General features: G+C 66.4%; 12 protein-coding genes. 6 read left to right on the top strand and 6 right to left on the bottom strand.

The genetic code is table 11. From position 1 onward, the window contains the following. Positions 1–18 precede the first annotated feature (18 nt). Genes FQ377_RS01705 through ccsB form a run of 4 tightly spaced genes read left to right on the top strand, consistent with a single transcriptional unit; the run spans position 19 to position 4,270 of the window. Positions 19–645 (top strand): TlpA family protein disulfide reductase, encoded by a 627-nt coding sequence (locus FQ377_RS01705; protein WP_148599510.1) that lies wholly within the window; start codon positions 19–21, stop codon positions 643–645. Positions 646–657: 12 nt separating this feature from the next. Further along, positions 658–1,461, top strand: a complete 804-nt coding sequence (locus tag FQ377_RS01700) for a cytochrome c biogenesis CcdA family protein (RefSeq protein ID WP_148599509.1) — start codon at positions 658–660, stop codon at positions 1,459–1,461. Further along, positions 1,458–3,236, top strand: coding sequence for a cytochrome c biogenesis protein ResB (gene resB, locus FQ377_RS01695; RefSeq protein ID WP_148599508.1), 1,779 nt, complete (start codon positions 1,458–1,460; stop codon positions 3,234–3,236). The genes FQ377_RS01700 and resB overlap by 4 nt, the downstream gene beginning before the upstream one ends. Beyond that, complete coding sequence (ccsB, locus tag FQ377_RS01690; protein ID WP_148599507.1) at positions 3,236–4,270, top strand: c-type cytochrome biogenesis protein CcsB; 1,035 nt, start codon at positions 3,236–3,238, stop codon at positions 4,268–4,270. The genes resB and ccsB overlap by 1 nt, the downstream gene beginning before the upstream one ends. Before the next feature lie 155 nt (positions 4,271–4,425). Here the strand turns inward: ccsB and FQ377_RS01685 are convergent, their stop codons facing one another. Together FQ377_RS01685 and FQ377_RS01680 are read right to left on the bottom strand one after the other, a co-directional pair. Continuing rightward, entirely contained in the window at positions 4,426–5,793 is a 1,368-nt protein-coding gene (locus FQ377_RS01685) for an MFS transporter (protein ID WP_148599506.1), read from the bottom strand. Positions 5,794–5,895: 102 nt separating this feature from the next. Then, the gene (locus tag FQ377_RS01680) at positions 5,896–9,762 is read right to left on the bottom strand and encodes a hydantoinase B/oxoprolinase family protein (protein WP_148599505.1); all 3,867 of its coding nucleotides are present in this window, start codon (positions 9,760–9,762) and stop codon (positions 5,896–5,898) included. A 375-nt stretch (positions 9,763–10,137) separates the two neighbouring features. Between FQ377_RS01680 and FQ377_RS01675 the strand changes: the two genes are divergently transcribed. After that, a complete protein-coding gene (locus FQ377_RS01675; RefSeq protein WP_148599504.1) occupies positions 10,138–10,908 on the top strand; it encodes an N-carbamoylsarcosine amidohydrolase in 771 nt (256 codons plus the stop codon). A 162-nt stretch (positions 10,909–11,070) separates the two neighbouring features. On the opposite strand, the gene FQ377_RS01670 is transcribed toward FQ377_RS01675, so the two are convergent. Together FQ377_RS01670 and FQ377_RS01665 are read right to left on the bottom strand one after the other, a co-directional pair. Further along, a complete protein-coding gene (locus FQ377_RS01670; protein ID WP_148599503.1) occupies positions 11,071–11,892 on the bottom strand; it encodes an IclR family transcriptional regulator in 822 nt (273 codons plus the stop codon). A 97-nt stretch (positions 11,893–11,989) separates the two neighbouring features. Next, positions 11,990–12,388 (bottom strand): PLDc N-terminal domain-containing protein, encoded by a 399-nt coding sequence (locus tag FQ377_RS01665; protein WP_148599502.1) that lies wholly within the window; start codon positions 12,386–12,388, stop codon positions 11,990–11,992. A gap of 30 nt (positions 12,389–12,418) precedes the next feature. On the opposite strand from FQ377_RS01665, the gene FQ377_RS01660 reads away from it, so the two are divergent. Beyond that, positions 12,419–12,724: a DUF4229 domain-containing protein gene (locus tag FQ377_RS01660; protein ID WP_148599501.1), complete on the top strand. Its 306-nt coding sequence runs from the start codon at positions 12,419–12,421 to the stop codon at positions 12,722–12,724. Between the two features lie 25 nt (positions 12,725–12,749). Here FQ377_RS01660 and FQ377_RS01655 read toward each other — a convergent pair whose 3' ends face one another. Continuing rightward, the gene (locus FQ377_RS01655) at positions 12,750–13,634 is read right to left on the bottom strand and encodes a 1,4-dihydroxy-2-naphthoate polyprenyltransferase (protein WP_148599500.1); all 885 of its coding nucleotides are present in this window, start codon (positions 13,632–13,634) and stop codon (positions 12,750–12,752) included. 46 nt (positions 13,635–13,680) lie between these two features. Beyond that, positions 13,681–14,808 (bottom strand): AMP-binding protein, encoded by a 1,128-nt coding sequence (locus tag FQ377_RS01650; RefSeq protein WP_148599499.1) that lies wholly within the window; start codon positions 14,806–14,808, stop codon positions 13,681–13,683. Positions 14,809–14,814 lie beyond the last annotated feature (6 nt).

The following is a 14,814-nucleotide window of genomic DNA, read 5'->3' as shown; positions in this document are numbered from 1 at the left end:
TACACGTCGTAGAAATCAATGGAAGAAGCCGTGACCGCAACCGTCCGCTCCGCGAACCGCGCACGCCCGTCCAGGCTGGCGCTCTTCCTGGCGTTCCTGGTGCCCGTCACCCTGATGGCGACGTCCTGTGCCGCCGACGACCCGCTCGCGCAGCAGGCCGCAGCCGGGGACGGCAAGAACTACATCGCCGGTGACGGTTCGGTGACCGAGTACGCCGCGTCCGAGCGGGGCGAGCCCGTGGAGGTGGCCGGGACCCTGTTCGACGGGACAAGTGTCTCCAGCGCCGACTGGGACGACCAGGTCACGGTCCTCAACTTCTGGTACGCCTCCTGCGCCCCATGCCGCCAGGAGGCCCCGGACCTCGTGGCGCTGCACGAGGAGTATGCGCCCCAGGGAGCCGTCTTCTACGGGGTCAACATCAGGGACGAGCAGGCCACCGCCGAAGCGTTCGAGCGGAGCTTCGGCATTCCGTACGAGAGCTTCGACGACACGGACGGCGGAGTACTGCTCGACATGACGCAGTACGTACCACCCCAGGCCGTCCCCACCACCATCGTGCTCGACCGCGAGGGGCGGGTCGCGGCGCGCATCCTCGGGCTCGCCGACCGCAGCACACTCGACGCCCTGATCAGCGATGTCCTGTAGCGTGCCCTGCCCATGATCGCGGTCCTGGCGGCTCCGGCGGCACCCTTCGCTCCCCTCGTCGCAGGGAATGCCTTCGCCGACGCCGTCCTGAACGGGTCGATGCTCCTCGCGCTCCCGGTCGCCCTCCTCGCGGGCCTCGTCTCCTTCGTCTCACCGTGCGTGCTGCCACTGGTCCCGGGATACCTCGGGTATGTCACGGGACTGACCGGCATCGATCTCGAGAAGCAGCGCAAGGGTCGGATGATCGCCGGGATCGGTCTGTTCGTGCTGGGCTTCTCGGTGGTGTTCATGGCCTACGGCACGCTGTTCGGGCAGCTCGGCGCGTTCCTGCGGGTCTCCCAGGGTTGGCTCATCCAGGTTTTCGGGGTCGTCGTGATCCTGCTCGGTGTGGTCTTCATGGGAGGGTTCTCCTGGTTCCAGCGGGAGAGCAGGGTGCACGCGAGGATCCCGGCCGGGCTGCTGGGAGCACCCTTGCTCGGACTCACCTTCGGGCTCGGGTGGGCTCCCTGCATCGGCCCCACCCTCGGCGCTGTCCAGTTGCTCGCCATCTCGGGCAATGACGCCACGGCGCTCAAGGGCGCGGTGCTGACCTTCGCCTACTGCGTGGGGCTCGGTGTGCCGTTCCTGCTGATCGCCCTCGGGGTGCAGCGGGGCATGGGAGCGCTGGCGTTCTTCCGTAGGCACCGGCGGCTGCTGCAGCGCGCGGGCGGCGGACTCCTGATCCTCGTCGGTGTGCTCATGGTCACCGGCGTCTGGAACTTCTGGATCATACGGCTGCAGGATGCGCTGATCAGCGGTGTGGTGTTGCCGATATGAGCAGGCAGGACCATGGCACAGGCGTGGAATCAGGCGCGGACACAGGGCGGCAGGGGAGTGACACGGTGAAGCAGGATACGGACGCGCGGGCCTCGTCGAAGGGGCGGGGCGACGTCGTCGTTCCCGCGCTCGGCGTGGTCGGATCCCTGCGCTGGGCGTGGACCCAGCTCACCAGTATGCGCACGGCGCTCTTCCTGCTCCTGCTGCTCGCGGTCGGGGCCGTGCCCGGATCGTTGTTCCCGCAGCGCCCGGCGAACCCCGCCGTCGTCACCCAGTATCTCCAGGACCACCCCGATACCGGGCCCGTGCTGGATTGGTTCCAGCTCTTCGACGTCTACTCGTCGGTGTGGTTCTCCGCCATCTACCTCCTGCTGTTCATCTCCCTCATCGGATGCGTGGTGCCGAGGGCACGAGCCCATTTCAGGGCCGTCCGCTCCACACCGCCACGCACACCGAGGCGGTTCTCCCGGCTGCCGGTACACGGCACGGTGGAAATTCCGGCCGAGGCGGCGCGGGCGGTGGGCCTCACGCCGTCGTCCGCTGCCCACCAGGCCGCTGCTGTGCTGAAGAAGCGCGGCTACCGCGTGGATGTCCGCGACGACGCGACCGCCCAGCCATCGGTGGGTGCCGAGCGCGGACTCGCGAAGGAGTTCGGCAATCTCGTCTTCCACATCTCGCTGATGGGGGTCCTCGTCGCGGTCGCCATCGGCGGACTGTTCGGGTACACGGGTCAGAAGGTGGTGGTCGAGGGTGACACCTTCGTGAACACCCTGATCGGGTACGACAGCTTCAGCCCCGGATCCAACTTCTCCGACGACCGGCTCGAGCCCTACTCGGTCCGCCTCGACGCCTTCGACGTGCGCTTCGACCGCGAGCAGGAGAGCAACTACGGGCAGCCGCTGGACTTCACCGCGAATCTCACCACGCAGGACGGCCCGGGCGCGGAGGAGGAGCAGCAGATCCTCAAGGTCAATGCGCCGGTCACCATCGGGGGGACGAACGTGTACCTGGTGGGCAACGGCTACGCTCCCGTGGTGACGGTGCGGGACGCCGAGGGGAACATCGCCTCGGAGGGGCCGGTGGTGGCGGTGCCCTCGGACGGGCTCTACACCTCGCTGATCGTCATCAAGGCCCCCGATGCACAGCCCGACCAGCTCGGTTTCGTGGGATTCTTCCTCCCCACGGCGTTCGTCGACGAGGAGGGCGTCTCGTTCTCGCGGGACCCGGATCCGTTCAATCCCCAGCTGAACCTGAACTCGTACTACGGCGACCTGGGTCTCGACGACGGCACCCCCGAGAACGTCTACGTACTCGACACCGAGAAGCTCAACGAGTTGAACAGCCGGAACAACGACGACGGCGGAATCGTGCTGTCGGTCGGTCAGACGTACGATCTTCCCGAGGGCAAGGGCTCCATCACCTTCGACGGGCTGAAGCGCTACATCGCGCTGGACATCCATCACGACCCGGCGAAGGCCGGAGCCTTCGTCTTCGCGATGCTGGCTTTGTTCGGCCTCGCCGCGTCCCTGTTCATCGCGCGGCGCAGGCTCTGGGTCAGGATCTCCGGGCACGACGACGGAAGTATCGTCGCCGAGTACGGGCTGCTGGCACGCGGGGAGGACAACCGGCTCCAGGACGAGGGACTGATGGTCCGGAAGCTGCTCGAGGACCGCTGGTCGGTCCCTGAGGGCACGACGGGGGAATACAGGGTGCAGGAGGCCGCGTCGTCGGCCGCCGGCACGGGGCAGTCGCAGAACACTACAAAGGACAACTGATGCCACTACCAGTCAACGCCGAGCTCGGGCAGGCCAGCGAGCTGTTGATGTTGCTCGCCTCCATCGCCTATGTGGTGGCTTTCATCTTCTTCGTCCTCGATCTCGTGAGGTCGAGCACCACCATCAACGCCGTCGAGGCGCGCCTCGCGAGCGAGCAGGCGGCGACCACGCGATCCCTCGCCAGCGTGGGCGCCGGTGGCGGAGGGTCGACGGTTGCCGAGGCACCCCAGGCGCCGGTCACGGCCGATGACTCCATGGACTACGGTTCGGGTGCCAGGCGCGGAACCGCCCGCATCGCCGTCGCTCTGACCGTGCTGGCCGCCGTCATCCACGGCGCGGCGGTGGTCAGCCGTGCTTTCGCGGCGCACCGCGTGCCGTGGGGCAACATGTACGAGTTCTGCACCACCGGCGCGCTGCTGGTGTCGGTGATCTTCCTCATCACCCTCACCCGCAAGGACCTGCGCTTCGTCGGGTCCTTCGTGGTGGGGCTCGTGGTCGTCATGCTGTGTGCCGCGACCGTCGGCTTCCCCACACCGGTCTCGCGGCTGATCCCGGCACTGCAGAGCTACTGGCTGATCGTGCACGTGTCCATCGCTGTGGCGTCCTCGGCGCTCTTCACCATCACCTTCGCGATGTCGGTGCTGCAGTTGCTGCAGACCTCCCGCGAGGCCAAGCTGCTGGCGGGCAAGGCCGACACCGCGAAGTTCCTTCGTCTCGTACCCTCGGCGCTGAGCCTCGAGAATCTCTCCTACCGGCTCAATGCCATCGCATTCGTGGGCTGGACCTTCACGGTCATGGCGGGCGCCATCTGGGCCGAGCAGGCCTGGGGACGCTACTGGGGCTGGGACACCAAGGAGGTCTGGTCCTTCGTGATCTGGACCGTCTACGCCGGGTATCTGCACGCCCGCGCCACGCGGGGCTGGACCGGAACACGCGCTGCGTGGTTGTCGATCGTCGGCTACCTCTGCATCGTCTTCAATTTCACCATCGTCAACATCTACTTCTCGGGTCTGCACAGCTACGCCGGGGTCTAGTCCGGCACGGTCCGGCCCCGATGCAGCGTCATTGATTGCTGACCAACGTGCAAAGGCCCCGCGGTGCCACACCGCGGGGCTTTTGCATGGGGCTCGTGTCCGGTCGGGGAGACTCCCGATGGGTTCGCCGGTCGCGGCTCCCCTTTGTTCGTCTCTCAGCCCGTTCGGATGACGCGGGGGTCCCTCTTACGAGCAGCGAAGACGAGCAGCCCTGACGCGAGGATGGGCAGGCAGCCCCACCAGAGGCCGGCCTCCGTCCAGGTGCCGCCCGAGGAGAGCGTCATGGTGATGAGGAGGCCACCGATGATGGCGCCGACCTGACCCGAGGCGTTGATCAGCGCGCCTCCGGTGGCCCTGGTGTGAACGGGAAAGCTCTCGCCGGTGAAGAACAAGAGGGCGGAGAACGGTCCGATGAGGAAGAACAGGCCGGCACTGTAGAGCGCGACGATGACGGCGAAGTTCCCGTCGGGAGCCTGAAGCATTCCGAAGAAGGCCACGCTGCTGAGGATCCAGGCGATCCCGATGGTGTTCCGACGCCCGATCCGGTCGCCGAGCCAGCCATGGAAGAGATAACCCGCGAAGGCTGTGGCGTTGGAGATGACCAGAATGGCCAGTGCGCTGTTGAAGGTGATGTTCTTGCCATCGACGGCCGTCAGCAGGGACGTGCCGAGGATCGCGAAAGCCAGGACCCCGATCCAGTTCAGCATGAACGAGGTGCCGATCACCAGGGTGGAGCGCAGCGACTCGCCCTGGAACACCGCCACCAGTGGAGTGGACTGGTTGGTCATGTCTATCCCACTTGCCGAGGCCAGTTCCTTCGCCTCCGTCTGGCGGTCCGCCTTGACCAGTTCCTCGATCCGGCGCCGCGTGGTGAACTGCGGGCTCTCCTTGAGCCAGCGCCCCGCGATGACGATGAAGACTGCAGGAACGGCCGCGATGACGAAACAGAGCGGCCAGCCGCCGATGGGGAACAGGAGATAGACGGATGCCGCGGCGAGCACGGAACCGATGGGCCAGCCGGACTGGACGAGCGAGTAGATGAAACCGCGTCGCCGCGCCTTCGCCGGATCGGTGTAGCTGTGGGCGAACATCTCGTTCAGGTAGGCGGCGTTGATGGCCTGCTCCGCGTAGCCGAGCCCGGCCAGGGACCGGACGAGGATCAGGAAGACGACGCCCACCCCCGCCGCCAGGCCTATGACCAGTCCGGTCGTCGCGGTGAGCACCGACGCCACGGCAGCCCCGGTCACCGCCAGGAGGATTCCCTTCCGCCGACCGATGCGATCCGCGATGGGCCCGATGGCGAAGGCTACGAGAGCCGTCCCAGCGGTGACCCAGGTGTTGACCTGGGTGGACTGGGCCCCGGTCCAGCCGAAGTCATCCGCGAGGACGGGGAGGAGATTGCCGAAGAGCACGAAATCGTAGACCGCGAAGGTCCAGGCGAAGAAGCAGATCCAGGTCGCGATGCGTACGTCTTTCGGAGTGACCTGGGTAGTGGTGGCTTGCGCTTGCTGAGTGATATCCATAGCGGGTTCCTTGTCAGCGGAATGCGGGTAGGTACAGCGACGGTCGTCCCGGGAGCACGTTCACCTCTTCTCCCGGGACGACCTCATTACTGCGTGATTGACCTACGGGGTCAGGACGGTCCGGGAGTTCATCCGCTCCCGGAGTGCGATCGTTCCTTCCGCATCCAGCCGCATGCGGTCTGCTTCCTCGACCAGCACGACGCCGTAGTCGCGCTCAGCGGCGTCGATGGTGGTGAACCCGTCCAGGACGTCCTCGAGGACCTGCTGGGGGTCGCGGCGGGTCGGATGCCCGAAGCCACCACCACTGGGCACCGTGATCTGCAGCGAGTCGCCGGCCTTGAGCTGCCAGCCGGTGACCTTGGACGGCCACGACTCCTCTCCCTCCCGGCCAGGGTTCTTGATGAGGGAGGCGTTCAAGCCCTCATGTCCCTCGAACGCACCCCACGGGACATCGGACTCATGACGTTCACCCTCGCACGTGACCGCTGTGTCCACCAGGAAGGTGTTCTCCCGGACGATACCGATGCCGCCGCGGAACTCGCCTGCGGCGGCAGGTTCGTCACGGAGTTCATAGCGGTCGGTCCGCATCGGGAAGCGCCATTCGAGTTCCTCGATGGGGTTGTTGCGCGTATTAGCGATGAGGTTGTCCACGGAATCGGGCCCGTCGGACTTCGATCGCGCACCGTAGGAGCCCTCGTTGACCTCCAGATACACCCAGTACTCTCCGGCTTTCTCGTCCCAGCCCGAGTACGAGACGAAGTGGATGTGCGCGGAGTTACCGGCAGTGACCCGATCGGGGATGACCGGGGCCAACGCCCTGAGGGCCAGATCCACAGCCCGCTGCACCTGGGAGAACCGGGAGAATGTTGCGGCCGGATACGTCGGATTGAAGATCGTGCCCTCCGGCGCGATCACCTTCAGGGGCTTGAGCATGCCCTCGTTCTGGGGCACGAACACCGGGAAGGCAACCTCGTCCAGGAACATCATCCTTGTGATGAAAGTGAACGCCGAGACCGTGGTTCCCTCGAATGCGCAGTTGTAGGCAGTGGGCACCTGTTCGGAGGATCCGGTGAGGTCGTACGTGATCTCGTCGCCCTCGATGATCACCTTCACGACGATCGGCAGCTTCTTCCCGTAATTGCGTCCGTCGTCGTCCAGGTAGCCGACCTCGGTCTCGTACACCCCGTCCGGGATCTTGGCGATCTCCTGGCGCAGCATGCGCTCCGAGTAGTCGATCCAGTTCTGGCCGGCATCCCGGACCGCTGCAAAACCGTAGCGCTCGATGAGCGCGATGTACCGGGACTTGGCGAGCTCGCACGCTGCGATCATCGCCTGGAAATCGCCCTCATTCGAGGTCGGTGTTCGGCTGTTGTTGAGGATGTGCCGGATCAGGGACTCCTGGCGGACCCCCTTCTCGTAGACCTTGATGGCTCGGAAGATAGTGCCTTCCGACTGGATGTCCTGGATATCCACCATGAGCCCGGAAAAGGCTCCGCCGTTGTCGATCAGCTGACCGGACGCTCCGGCGAAGCCGACGAGTTCCCCGTCGTGGAAGATCGGCTCGATGATCGCCACGTCCGGGGAGTGCGTTGCACCGAGGTACGGGTCGTTGTGCAGGATGACGTCGCCCTCGTGGATGTCGTCACCCAGCACCGACATGACGCCCTTGACGATCTTCGGCATCGAGCCCATGAACATCGGGGTGGAGTCCGATTCGGCCAGCACGTTGCCGTCCTTGTCGAACAGTCCCGCGCCCAGATCCTCGGATTCCCGGATGATGGAGGAGTAAGCCATCCGGAACAGCACCGAGGCCATCTCCTTGGCCGCGGAATTGAGCGCGCCCCCGATGACACGCATGAGGATCGGAGTCGCCAGCTTCTCCACGGTTTCGGTTACGGCCGGGCACGTGATGACGAGATTACCTGCGCCGTCCACGGTGCCCGAGAAGCCCGGCGGAACGACGACGGTGGCGTCGTACTGCTCGATGACGGCGGGACCGGCGAAGTCGGTTCCGACACCCATGCGGTCCCGGTCGTAGAAGCCGGTGTCCAGAGTGGCGGGTTTGCCATCCTGGGTGAAGGTCACGGGGCGCGTCTCCACGAGTGCGTCGTCGAGGTTGCCCGAGTGCTTGGCGATCGGGCTCGGAAGCTCGTCCATGATGGCGCTCGCCTCCACCCGGATATTGATGACTTCCACAGTGCCGTCCTTGAAGCGGTGACCGTACTCCTCGAAGTGGGCGTCGTGGAAGGCGGCCTCGGCCGTGGTCATCCAGTCCTGGTCCACCGGGCCCTCAGGCACGTCGAAGCGGATCTCGTAGCCCTGCCCCTCGTAACGGGCATCGGCCAGCCAATCCAGCTTGCGGCGATCGAGCGGGACCTCCTCGGCGTCGAGCTGGGCCGTGGCCTCCCGCTCGAGGCGTTCGAAGGAAGCCTGGATCGCGGACGGGTCGGCCTCGCGGAACTTGAAGCGATTGGTCGCGACGAACTCGTACTGCTCGTCCGTCGCCAGCAGGCCGGTCGCGGCCATGATGCCCGGGTGGGCCGGGACGAGCACTTGCGGCACTTCCAGCTCGGCGGCGATCTCACAGGCGAACAGAGCACCTGCGCCGCCGGCGGCCACCAGCGTGAAGTCCCGCGGATCGTACCCGCGGCGTACCGAGTTCTGTTCGATGGCCTGCGTCATGCCGAACTTCTGAATCTGAAGTGCTCCGAGGGCGGCCTCCTCCACGGACATGCCGAGCTTGTCGGCGAGTCCCTGCATACACTTCCGCGCGCCGTCGAGATCCAGATCCATCCCGGACCCTGCCAGCACACGGTCGGGACGCATCCGTCCCAGGAGCACCTGGGCGTCGGTCGACGTCGGATCTGTGCCGCCGCGGCCGTAGCAGACCGGACCGGGATCCGCTCCGGCGGACTGCGGGCCCACGCGGAAGACTCCACCTGCGTCGACGTAGGCGATCGAACCGCCGCCCGCGCCGATGGTGTCGATGTCCACCATGGGAACCATGGCCTGGTGATCGCCGATCTTGGTGTCCAGGAGGTGGCGCATGCGCAGCTCGCCCTGGTAGGCCACGCCGATGTCGGCCGAGGTTCCGCCGATGTCGAGGGTGACCACGTTCTTGAAGCCGGATTGCCGCCCTGCCCAGATGCCACCGATCAAGCCGCCGACGGGCCCGGACAGCATGAGGGTGACAGGCCGTTTTGCGGCCTCCTTGATGGGAACCATTCCGCCCGAGGACTGCATCAGAAGAATCTCGCGCTTATAGCCGAGACCTTCCGCCTGGTCCTGCAGCCGGTTCAGGTAGCGGGAGACCCGGGGGCCCACGTAGGCGTTCAGGGCGGTGGTGGAGAACCGCTCGTACTCACGGTAGAGCGGGACGATGTCGTGCGAGAGGGAGAGGAAGGCCTCCGGGAACTCCTCGGTGACGATCTCGCCGATGCGCTTCTCATGCTCCGGGTTCAGGTAGGAATGCAGCAGGCAGACCGCGATGGCTTCGACCCCGGCACTCTTCAGCTCGCGCACCCGGTCCCGGACCTCGTCTTCGTCCAGAGCGACCAACACGTCACCATTGGGTGCCGTGATGCGCTCCTTGACCGTCAGGCGGTGACGGCGCTTGATGAGGGGTTTGGTCTGCCAGGGCATGGACTGCTGCAGGGAGAAGTTGAAAGGCTTCTTGTGCCTGGCGATGTGCAGGATGTCCCGGAAGCCCTCGGTCGTGATCATGCCGACCTCGGCGCCGGTGTGGGTCAGCGCCGTGTTGGTCGCCACGGTGGTGCCGTGGACGAGCTGATCGATCTCCGACAGGGACACCCCGGCCTTCTCGCTGAGCATCTTCAGGCCGTTGATCACTCCCTCTGCGGGATCGTGCGGGGTGGAGGGTACCTTCTCCACGACGGCGATGCGCTGCTCGTCGTCCGAGTAGTACACATCGGTGAATGTGCCGCCGACGTCGACTCCTATGCGCTTCATGATGGATCCTTTCGAGAGGGGACTACCTGGGAAGGTCGAGGGTGAAGTAAGACCGTGGGGCCAGTGCTTCCTGACCCTGCCACGGAGAGGAACGCGTCCGATGGGCCGGTCCCCGCTCCGTCAGTCTGTGTAATGCAGATCACTGAGGTTGCTTAGCGTGCAATCTAGTTCTTTATAGAGCAACTTGCAATGCTCGGACGGTATCTCCTCGATCTTCCGGCGACCCGATCTCCCGCCCAGGCTGCAGTCCCCGCGCGATTCGTTCTGCGGGCCCCGGCAGTATCTGGTGCCGGACCGACCCGTAGGCTATAGTACTTCCCACAGCAACCTAGTTGCTCGTGTAGCAACCCTCTGAACCTCGAAGTGGAGAAGACCATGACAAACACGTCCAGTGACATCGAAGCCCGTCTTGCAGCAGTGCTGGAGGAGGCTTTCGAAGCCGGCGCGGGGATCTACAACGAGCGCGGCTTCAAGCGCCGGATCGGCTACGGCAACCGCCCGGCCGTCATCCACATCGATCTCGCGAACGCCTGGACCCGCCCGGGCCACCCGTTCAGTTGCCCGGGCATGGAGGAGATCATCCCGAATGTGCAGCGGATCAACGAAGCTGCGCGCGCCAAGGGGGTCCCGGTCTTCTACACCACCAATGTGTACAAGAACCGTGATGCCAGCTCCGGTACCAACGACATGGGGCTCTGGTACTCGAAGATCCCCACGGAAACCCTTCCGGCGGGCTCGTACTGGGCGCAGATCGACGACCGGATCGCGCCCGCAGAGGGCGAGGTCGTGATCGAGAAGAATCGCGCGTCGGCGTTCCCGGGGACGAACCTCGAGCTCTTCCTGACCTCCAACCGTATCGACACCCTGATCGTTACCGGCGCGACAGCAGCTGGCTGCGTGCGCCATACCGTCGAGGACGCGATCGCGAAGGGTTTCCGCCCGATCATCCCCAGGGAGACCATCGGCGACCGCGTCCCGGGGGTGGTGCAGTGGAATCTCTACGACATCGACAACAAGTTCGGTGACGTGGAGTCCACGGACTCGGTGGTGGAGTACCTGAACGGCCTCCCGCAGTTCGCGGATACGGTCCCGAAGACGCTCTCGGATCCCCAGCCCGAGGTGGCAGCCCCCGCCGATCCAGCCTGAGTCACCGGCCCGTCGCGGGCCGGCGGCACGGCATCACCGGCTCGGCCCGGCGGCGCAACAGTCCGGCACCCTCCCTGGGTGCCGGACTGTCGCGCCTGGGCTAGGCGCCGACGTCCCGGCTCTCCGGAGATTGGGCCCTGCCCCGATCAACTGCTTGCGGTGTCAGCCGTGCGAACGGATTCCGGCGACGGCTGATCGCGGGTGTGCCCCGAAACCATCACTGATACGGGTGACGCAGCGGCGAACTTCCGAGACCAGACGGGGCACGTCCGACTGTCCGATCCGGGCTCGTGGGGCCGAGAGCGTGACGCATCCGACGAGGGATCCCGCGTAGTCGTACACGGGTGCGGAGATGCCGAATTCCTGGGCGTCGGTGCAGCCGTCGTTGATAGCGAAACCGTCGGTGTGGACCTGGGCCAGGTGTGGTTCCACGTCGCCGTCCAGTGCGTCGCCCGGTACGCGGGAGATCTGCCCGGAATCGAGCAGCGTGGCGACCTCCCCCGAGGGGAGATGCGCCAGGAAGAGTCTGACGGAAGAGCTCTCATACCGGTCGTAGCGCGTGCCGATGTAGGCGGTGTGCTTGACGAACTGGGGGCTGGGAATCTGCTCCACCACCACAGCCTCAGTGCCGTTCCACACCGACAGGGCGCTGGTCTCCCTGGTGTGTTTCGTCAGCTGCTCCAGCTCGCCCTGGGCGAGGCGGCGCACATCGAGTTCGGCCAGCAGCGGACCCGCCAGGCTGATTACCCCTAGGCCAAGGCGGTAACGTCCTGTCGTCGGATCCCGGTGCACGTACCCGGCCTCGGCCAGACCGGAGAGGATCCGTGACACCGTGCTCTTGTGCAGTCCGACACGCTGCGACACGTCGGTGACGCCGAGGGTGGTGTCGTCCACGCCGAAGGCCTCGAGTACCCGCAACCCGTTGAGCAGGGACGCTGCGGCACCCTGGGGACCTTCGCTTCGCCCATTCGCTGTACTGCTCATAGCTTCTCCTGATTGTTTGGCCCCAGGGCTCCACGCTAGTGGAGCCGGAAAACAGCTCTCAGCGGGAGACGGTGCTGGACAACGCCGGTAGCGTCTACTACGACTGGTCGCTGCCCTCGCCGTCGAGCTTCTCGTCAGCGGATCCGGTGTCGCGGGCCTTTGCCTCGCGATCGGCCTGCTCGCGGCGCCGCCGCTCCTGTTCACGGGTCTGCTGGCGCCGCTGCGTCTCGAGATTCTGCAGGAAGGCCGGGTCGTCGTCGGGCGCCACGGGCTTGCGTGGAGCCGGGCGCTGGGGGCCGGAGGGCCCTTCGCTGCGCGGCCGGCCGAACAGGAACCACATCCCCGCGCCGATGAGGGGCAGGAGCAGGATGATCAGGAACCATGCGGTTTTCGAGATGCTCCGCACCTCGTGCTTCGAGCTCATCACGCAGTCGATCAGCGAATAAATGATGACGGCGACCCCCAGGATCGCGGCGAAGAGCAGGAGGCGAGGCATCCTCCAATTGTAGGCGAGTAAACTTGCCCCGTGGCTTTCCTCAAATTCTCCGCCCTCCGCCTGGTCCTGATCATCGTGTTCTACGTAATCGGGGTGCAGCTGGGTCTCGGACTCCTCATGTCCGCAGTGGTGGCGGCGATCCTCGCCTGGTGCGTGACGTATCTCTTCGCCCGCGATCTGCGCAACGACGCAGCGGCAACGCTCCAGCGACGCTTCACCCCGGGCGCCCCTCCGGTACGCTCCGCCGTCGAGCTCGATGATGCTGCTGCAGAGGACGCCCTCGATCCGAACACTCCCGTGAACACCGACCGGAAGCCGCGCAACGGGGCCGTGTAGTGAAGCCCTGCGATCCTGTCGTGAGCTATGCGGGAGTGCGGCTCAGCACGACGCCGGTGGCGAACAGGATGCTGAAGGCGAGGTTGATCAGCCCGGTCTGCTTGAGGACGGGGATCAGGCTTCCGCGCTCCGTCCCGGTGAGCATGCGCCGGCTGGGCGAGACGCCCGTAACGATCAGGAGCAGGACCAGCAGTACCCACGGGTAGTCGGCCGCGAGGAACAGCGGCAGCAGGATCGCGACGGCGAGCATCATCACGTAGGCGATGCGGGCGGCCGTGTCCCCGAGCCGGACGGCGAGGGTCCTCTTCCCCACCACACTGTCGGTCGGGATGTCGCGCACGTTGTTGGCCATGAGCAGGGCCATGGCGATCAGCCCGGTACTCACTGCGCCGATCCAGGCTGCGGCGCTGAGCTGGTTGGCCTGCGTGTACGTGGTGCCGAGCGTGGCCACGAGACCGAAGAAGACGAACACGAAGACATCCCCGAGTCCCCGGTAGCCGTACGGATTCTTGCCACCGGTATAGCCCCAGGCGGCGGCGATGCAGCCGACCCCGACCACGAGCAGCACCCAGGTCTGGGCGAGGATCACGAGGGCGAGCCCGGCGAGCATCGCCAGACCGAAGCACGCGAACGCCGCCAGCTTCACCTGCCGCGCAGGTGCGGCCCCCGAACCGGTCAGCCGCAGGGGCCCCACCCGCTCGTCGTCCGTGCCCCGGATGCCGTCCGAGTAGTCGTTCGCGTAGTTGACGCCGACCTGCAGCAGCACCGACACGATCGCGGCGAGGATCGCGTTGACCGGCTTGAACGATCCGAGTCCGAAGGCGGCGGCGCTGCCGATGATCACTGGAGCGAACGCCATCGGCAGCGTGCGGGGGCGGGCTCCTTCGAGCCATTGCGCGGCAGTAGCCACAGTCAGTCCTTCTGGTCGGATCGGTGATGTCGTATGGTCCCGCACGCTAGGCGCGTTCGAGCAGGGCCCTGATGGTGCGGCGGTCGGGTTTGCCGCCGGGGAGGAGGGGGAACGCGTCGAGTGACAGGATCGCCTTCGGTACCGCATGGGCGCCGAGCTCCACGTGCACGGCCTGACGGATGGTCCCGCTGTCCACGTCGCCGAGGACCGCGGCCGCGACGGCGGAACCCCACTCCGGGCTGTCGATACCGAGCACCATGACCTGGTCGACACCGGGGATGGCCTGGATCACGTCGCCCACCCGGGCTGCGGAAACCTTCAGGGCTCCCGTGACGATGACGTCGTCGAGCCGTCCGTGCACGGTGACCGTCCCGTCGGGGGCGCTCTCGCCGGCGTCGTCCGTGATGAACCAGCGCCGTCCCGAAGTGAACATGAACTTCTCCTTGCTCAGCAAGGCGTCACCGAGATAACCCTCGGCGAGGACGGGCCCGCCGATCCGCAATCGTCCCTCGACGGAGTCCAGCTCCACACCGTCGAGCGGGGTGCCGTCGTAGACACAGCCACCGCACGTCTCGCTCATGCCGTAGGTCTCCACGATCCTCAGGTCATGGCTCCGCGCGAGGGACCGGAGTGCCGGGCCGGCCGCCGCGCCGCCGAGCAGGATCGCGTCGAAGCGGCGCAGGAGGCGGAGGGTCTCCGGCGTCGGGTCGGTCAGGAGCCGGTGGAGCTGCGTGGGGACAAGGGACGTGAAACGCACCCGATCCGTCAGCTCGGCGGCCCCGGCGTTGAACGCCTCGGGCGTGAAGCCGCCGCCGGTGTCCGCGACGGCAGGCCGGGTCCCGGCGAAGAGGGAGCGGACCAGGACCTGGAGCCCCGCGACGTAGTGCACGGGCAGCGTGAGGAGCCACTGGCCCTCGGCCTGCAGCGCGAACGCCGTGCCCATGGCGGAGGCGGCAAGTGCGTCCACCCCGAGCATCGTCTGCTTCGGGACCCCCGTTGAACCCGAGGTGCTGATCACGGCCGCGACGTCGTCGTTCGGCAGCGACCCGAAGGACTGGCCCGGCACCACATGGGGGGCGACGGCCGGCCCCTCACCGGCGAGGGCCGCGGCGAGGGGCTCCAGGAGGTCGAGGGAGTCGAACCCCGCGGGCGTGTGGACGGGCAGGAGTTCCACGCGGCT

The sequence above is a fragment of the Arthrobacter echini genome (genome assembly GCF_008107445.1).
In the GTDB taxonomy this organism is placed as follows: Bacteria; Actinomycetota; Actinomycetes; order Actinomycetales; family Micrococcaceae; genus Arthrobacter_D; species Arthrobacter_D echini_A.
The sequence above is the reverse complement of the archived record's forward strand: the minus strand, read 5'-3'. Positions and strand labels throughout refer to the sequence as shown.

Excerpts from the sequence above, each read along its gene's own strand:
- FQ377_RS01705 (WP_148599510.1), top strand. The coding sequence starts at position 19 with ATGGAAGAAGCCGTGACCGCAACCGTCCGCTCCGCGAACCGCGCACGC.
- FQ377_RS01700 (WP_148599509.1), top strand. The coding sequence starts at position 658 with ATGATCGCGGTCCTGGCGGCTCCGGCGGCACCCTTCGCTCCCCTCGTC.
- resB (WP_148599508.1), top strand. The coding sequence starts at position 1,458 with ATGAGCAGGCAGGACCATGGCACAGGCGTGGAATCAGGCGCGGACACA.
- ccsB (WP_148599507.1), top strand. The coding sequence starts at position 3,236 with ATGCCACTACCAGTCAACGCCGAGCTCGGGCAGGCCAGCGAGCTGTTG.
- FQ377_RS01685 (WP_148599506.1), bottom strand. The coding sequence starts at position 5,793 with ATGGATATCACTCAGCAAGCGCAAGCCACCACTACCCAGGTCACTCCG.
- FQ377_RS01680 (WP_148599505.1), bottom strand. The coding sequence starts at position 9,762 with ATGAAGCGCATAGGAGTCGACGTCGGCGGCACATTCACCGATGTGTAC.
- FQ377_RS01675 (WP_148599504.1), top strand. The coding sequence starts at position 10,138 with ATGACAAACACGTCCAGTGACATCGAAGCCCGTCTTGCAGCAGTGCTG.
- FQ377_RS01670 (WP_148599503.1), bottom strand. The coding sequence starts at position 11,892 with ATGAGCAGTACAGCGAATGGGCGAAGCGAAGGTCCCCAGGGTGCCGCA.
- FQ377_RS01665 (WP_148599502.1), bottom strand. The coding sequence starts at position 12,388 with ATGCCTCGCCTCCTGCTCTTCGCCGCGATCCTGGGGGTCGCCGTCATC.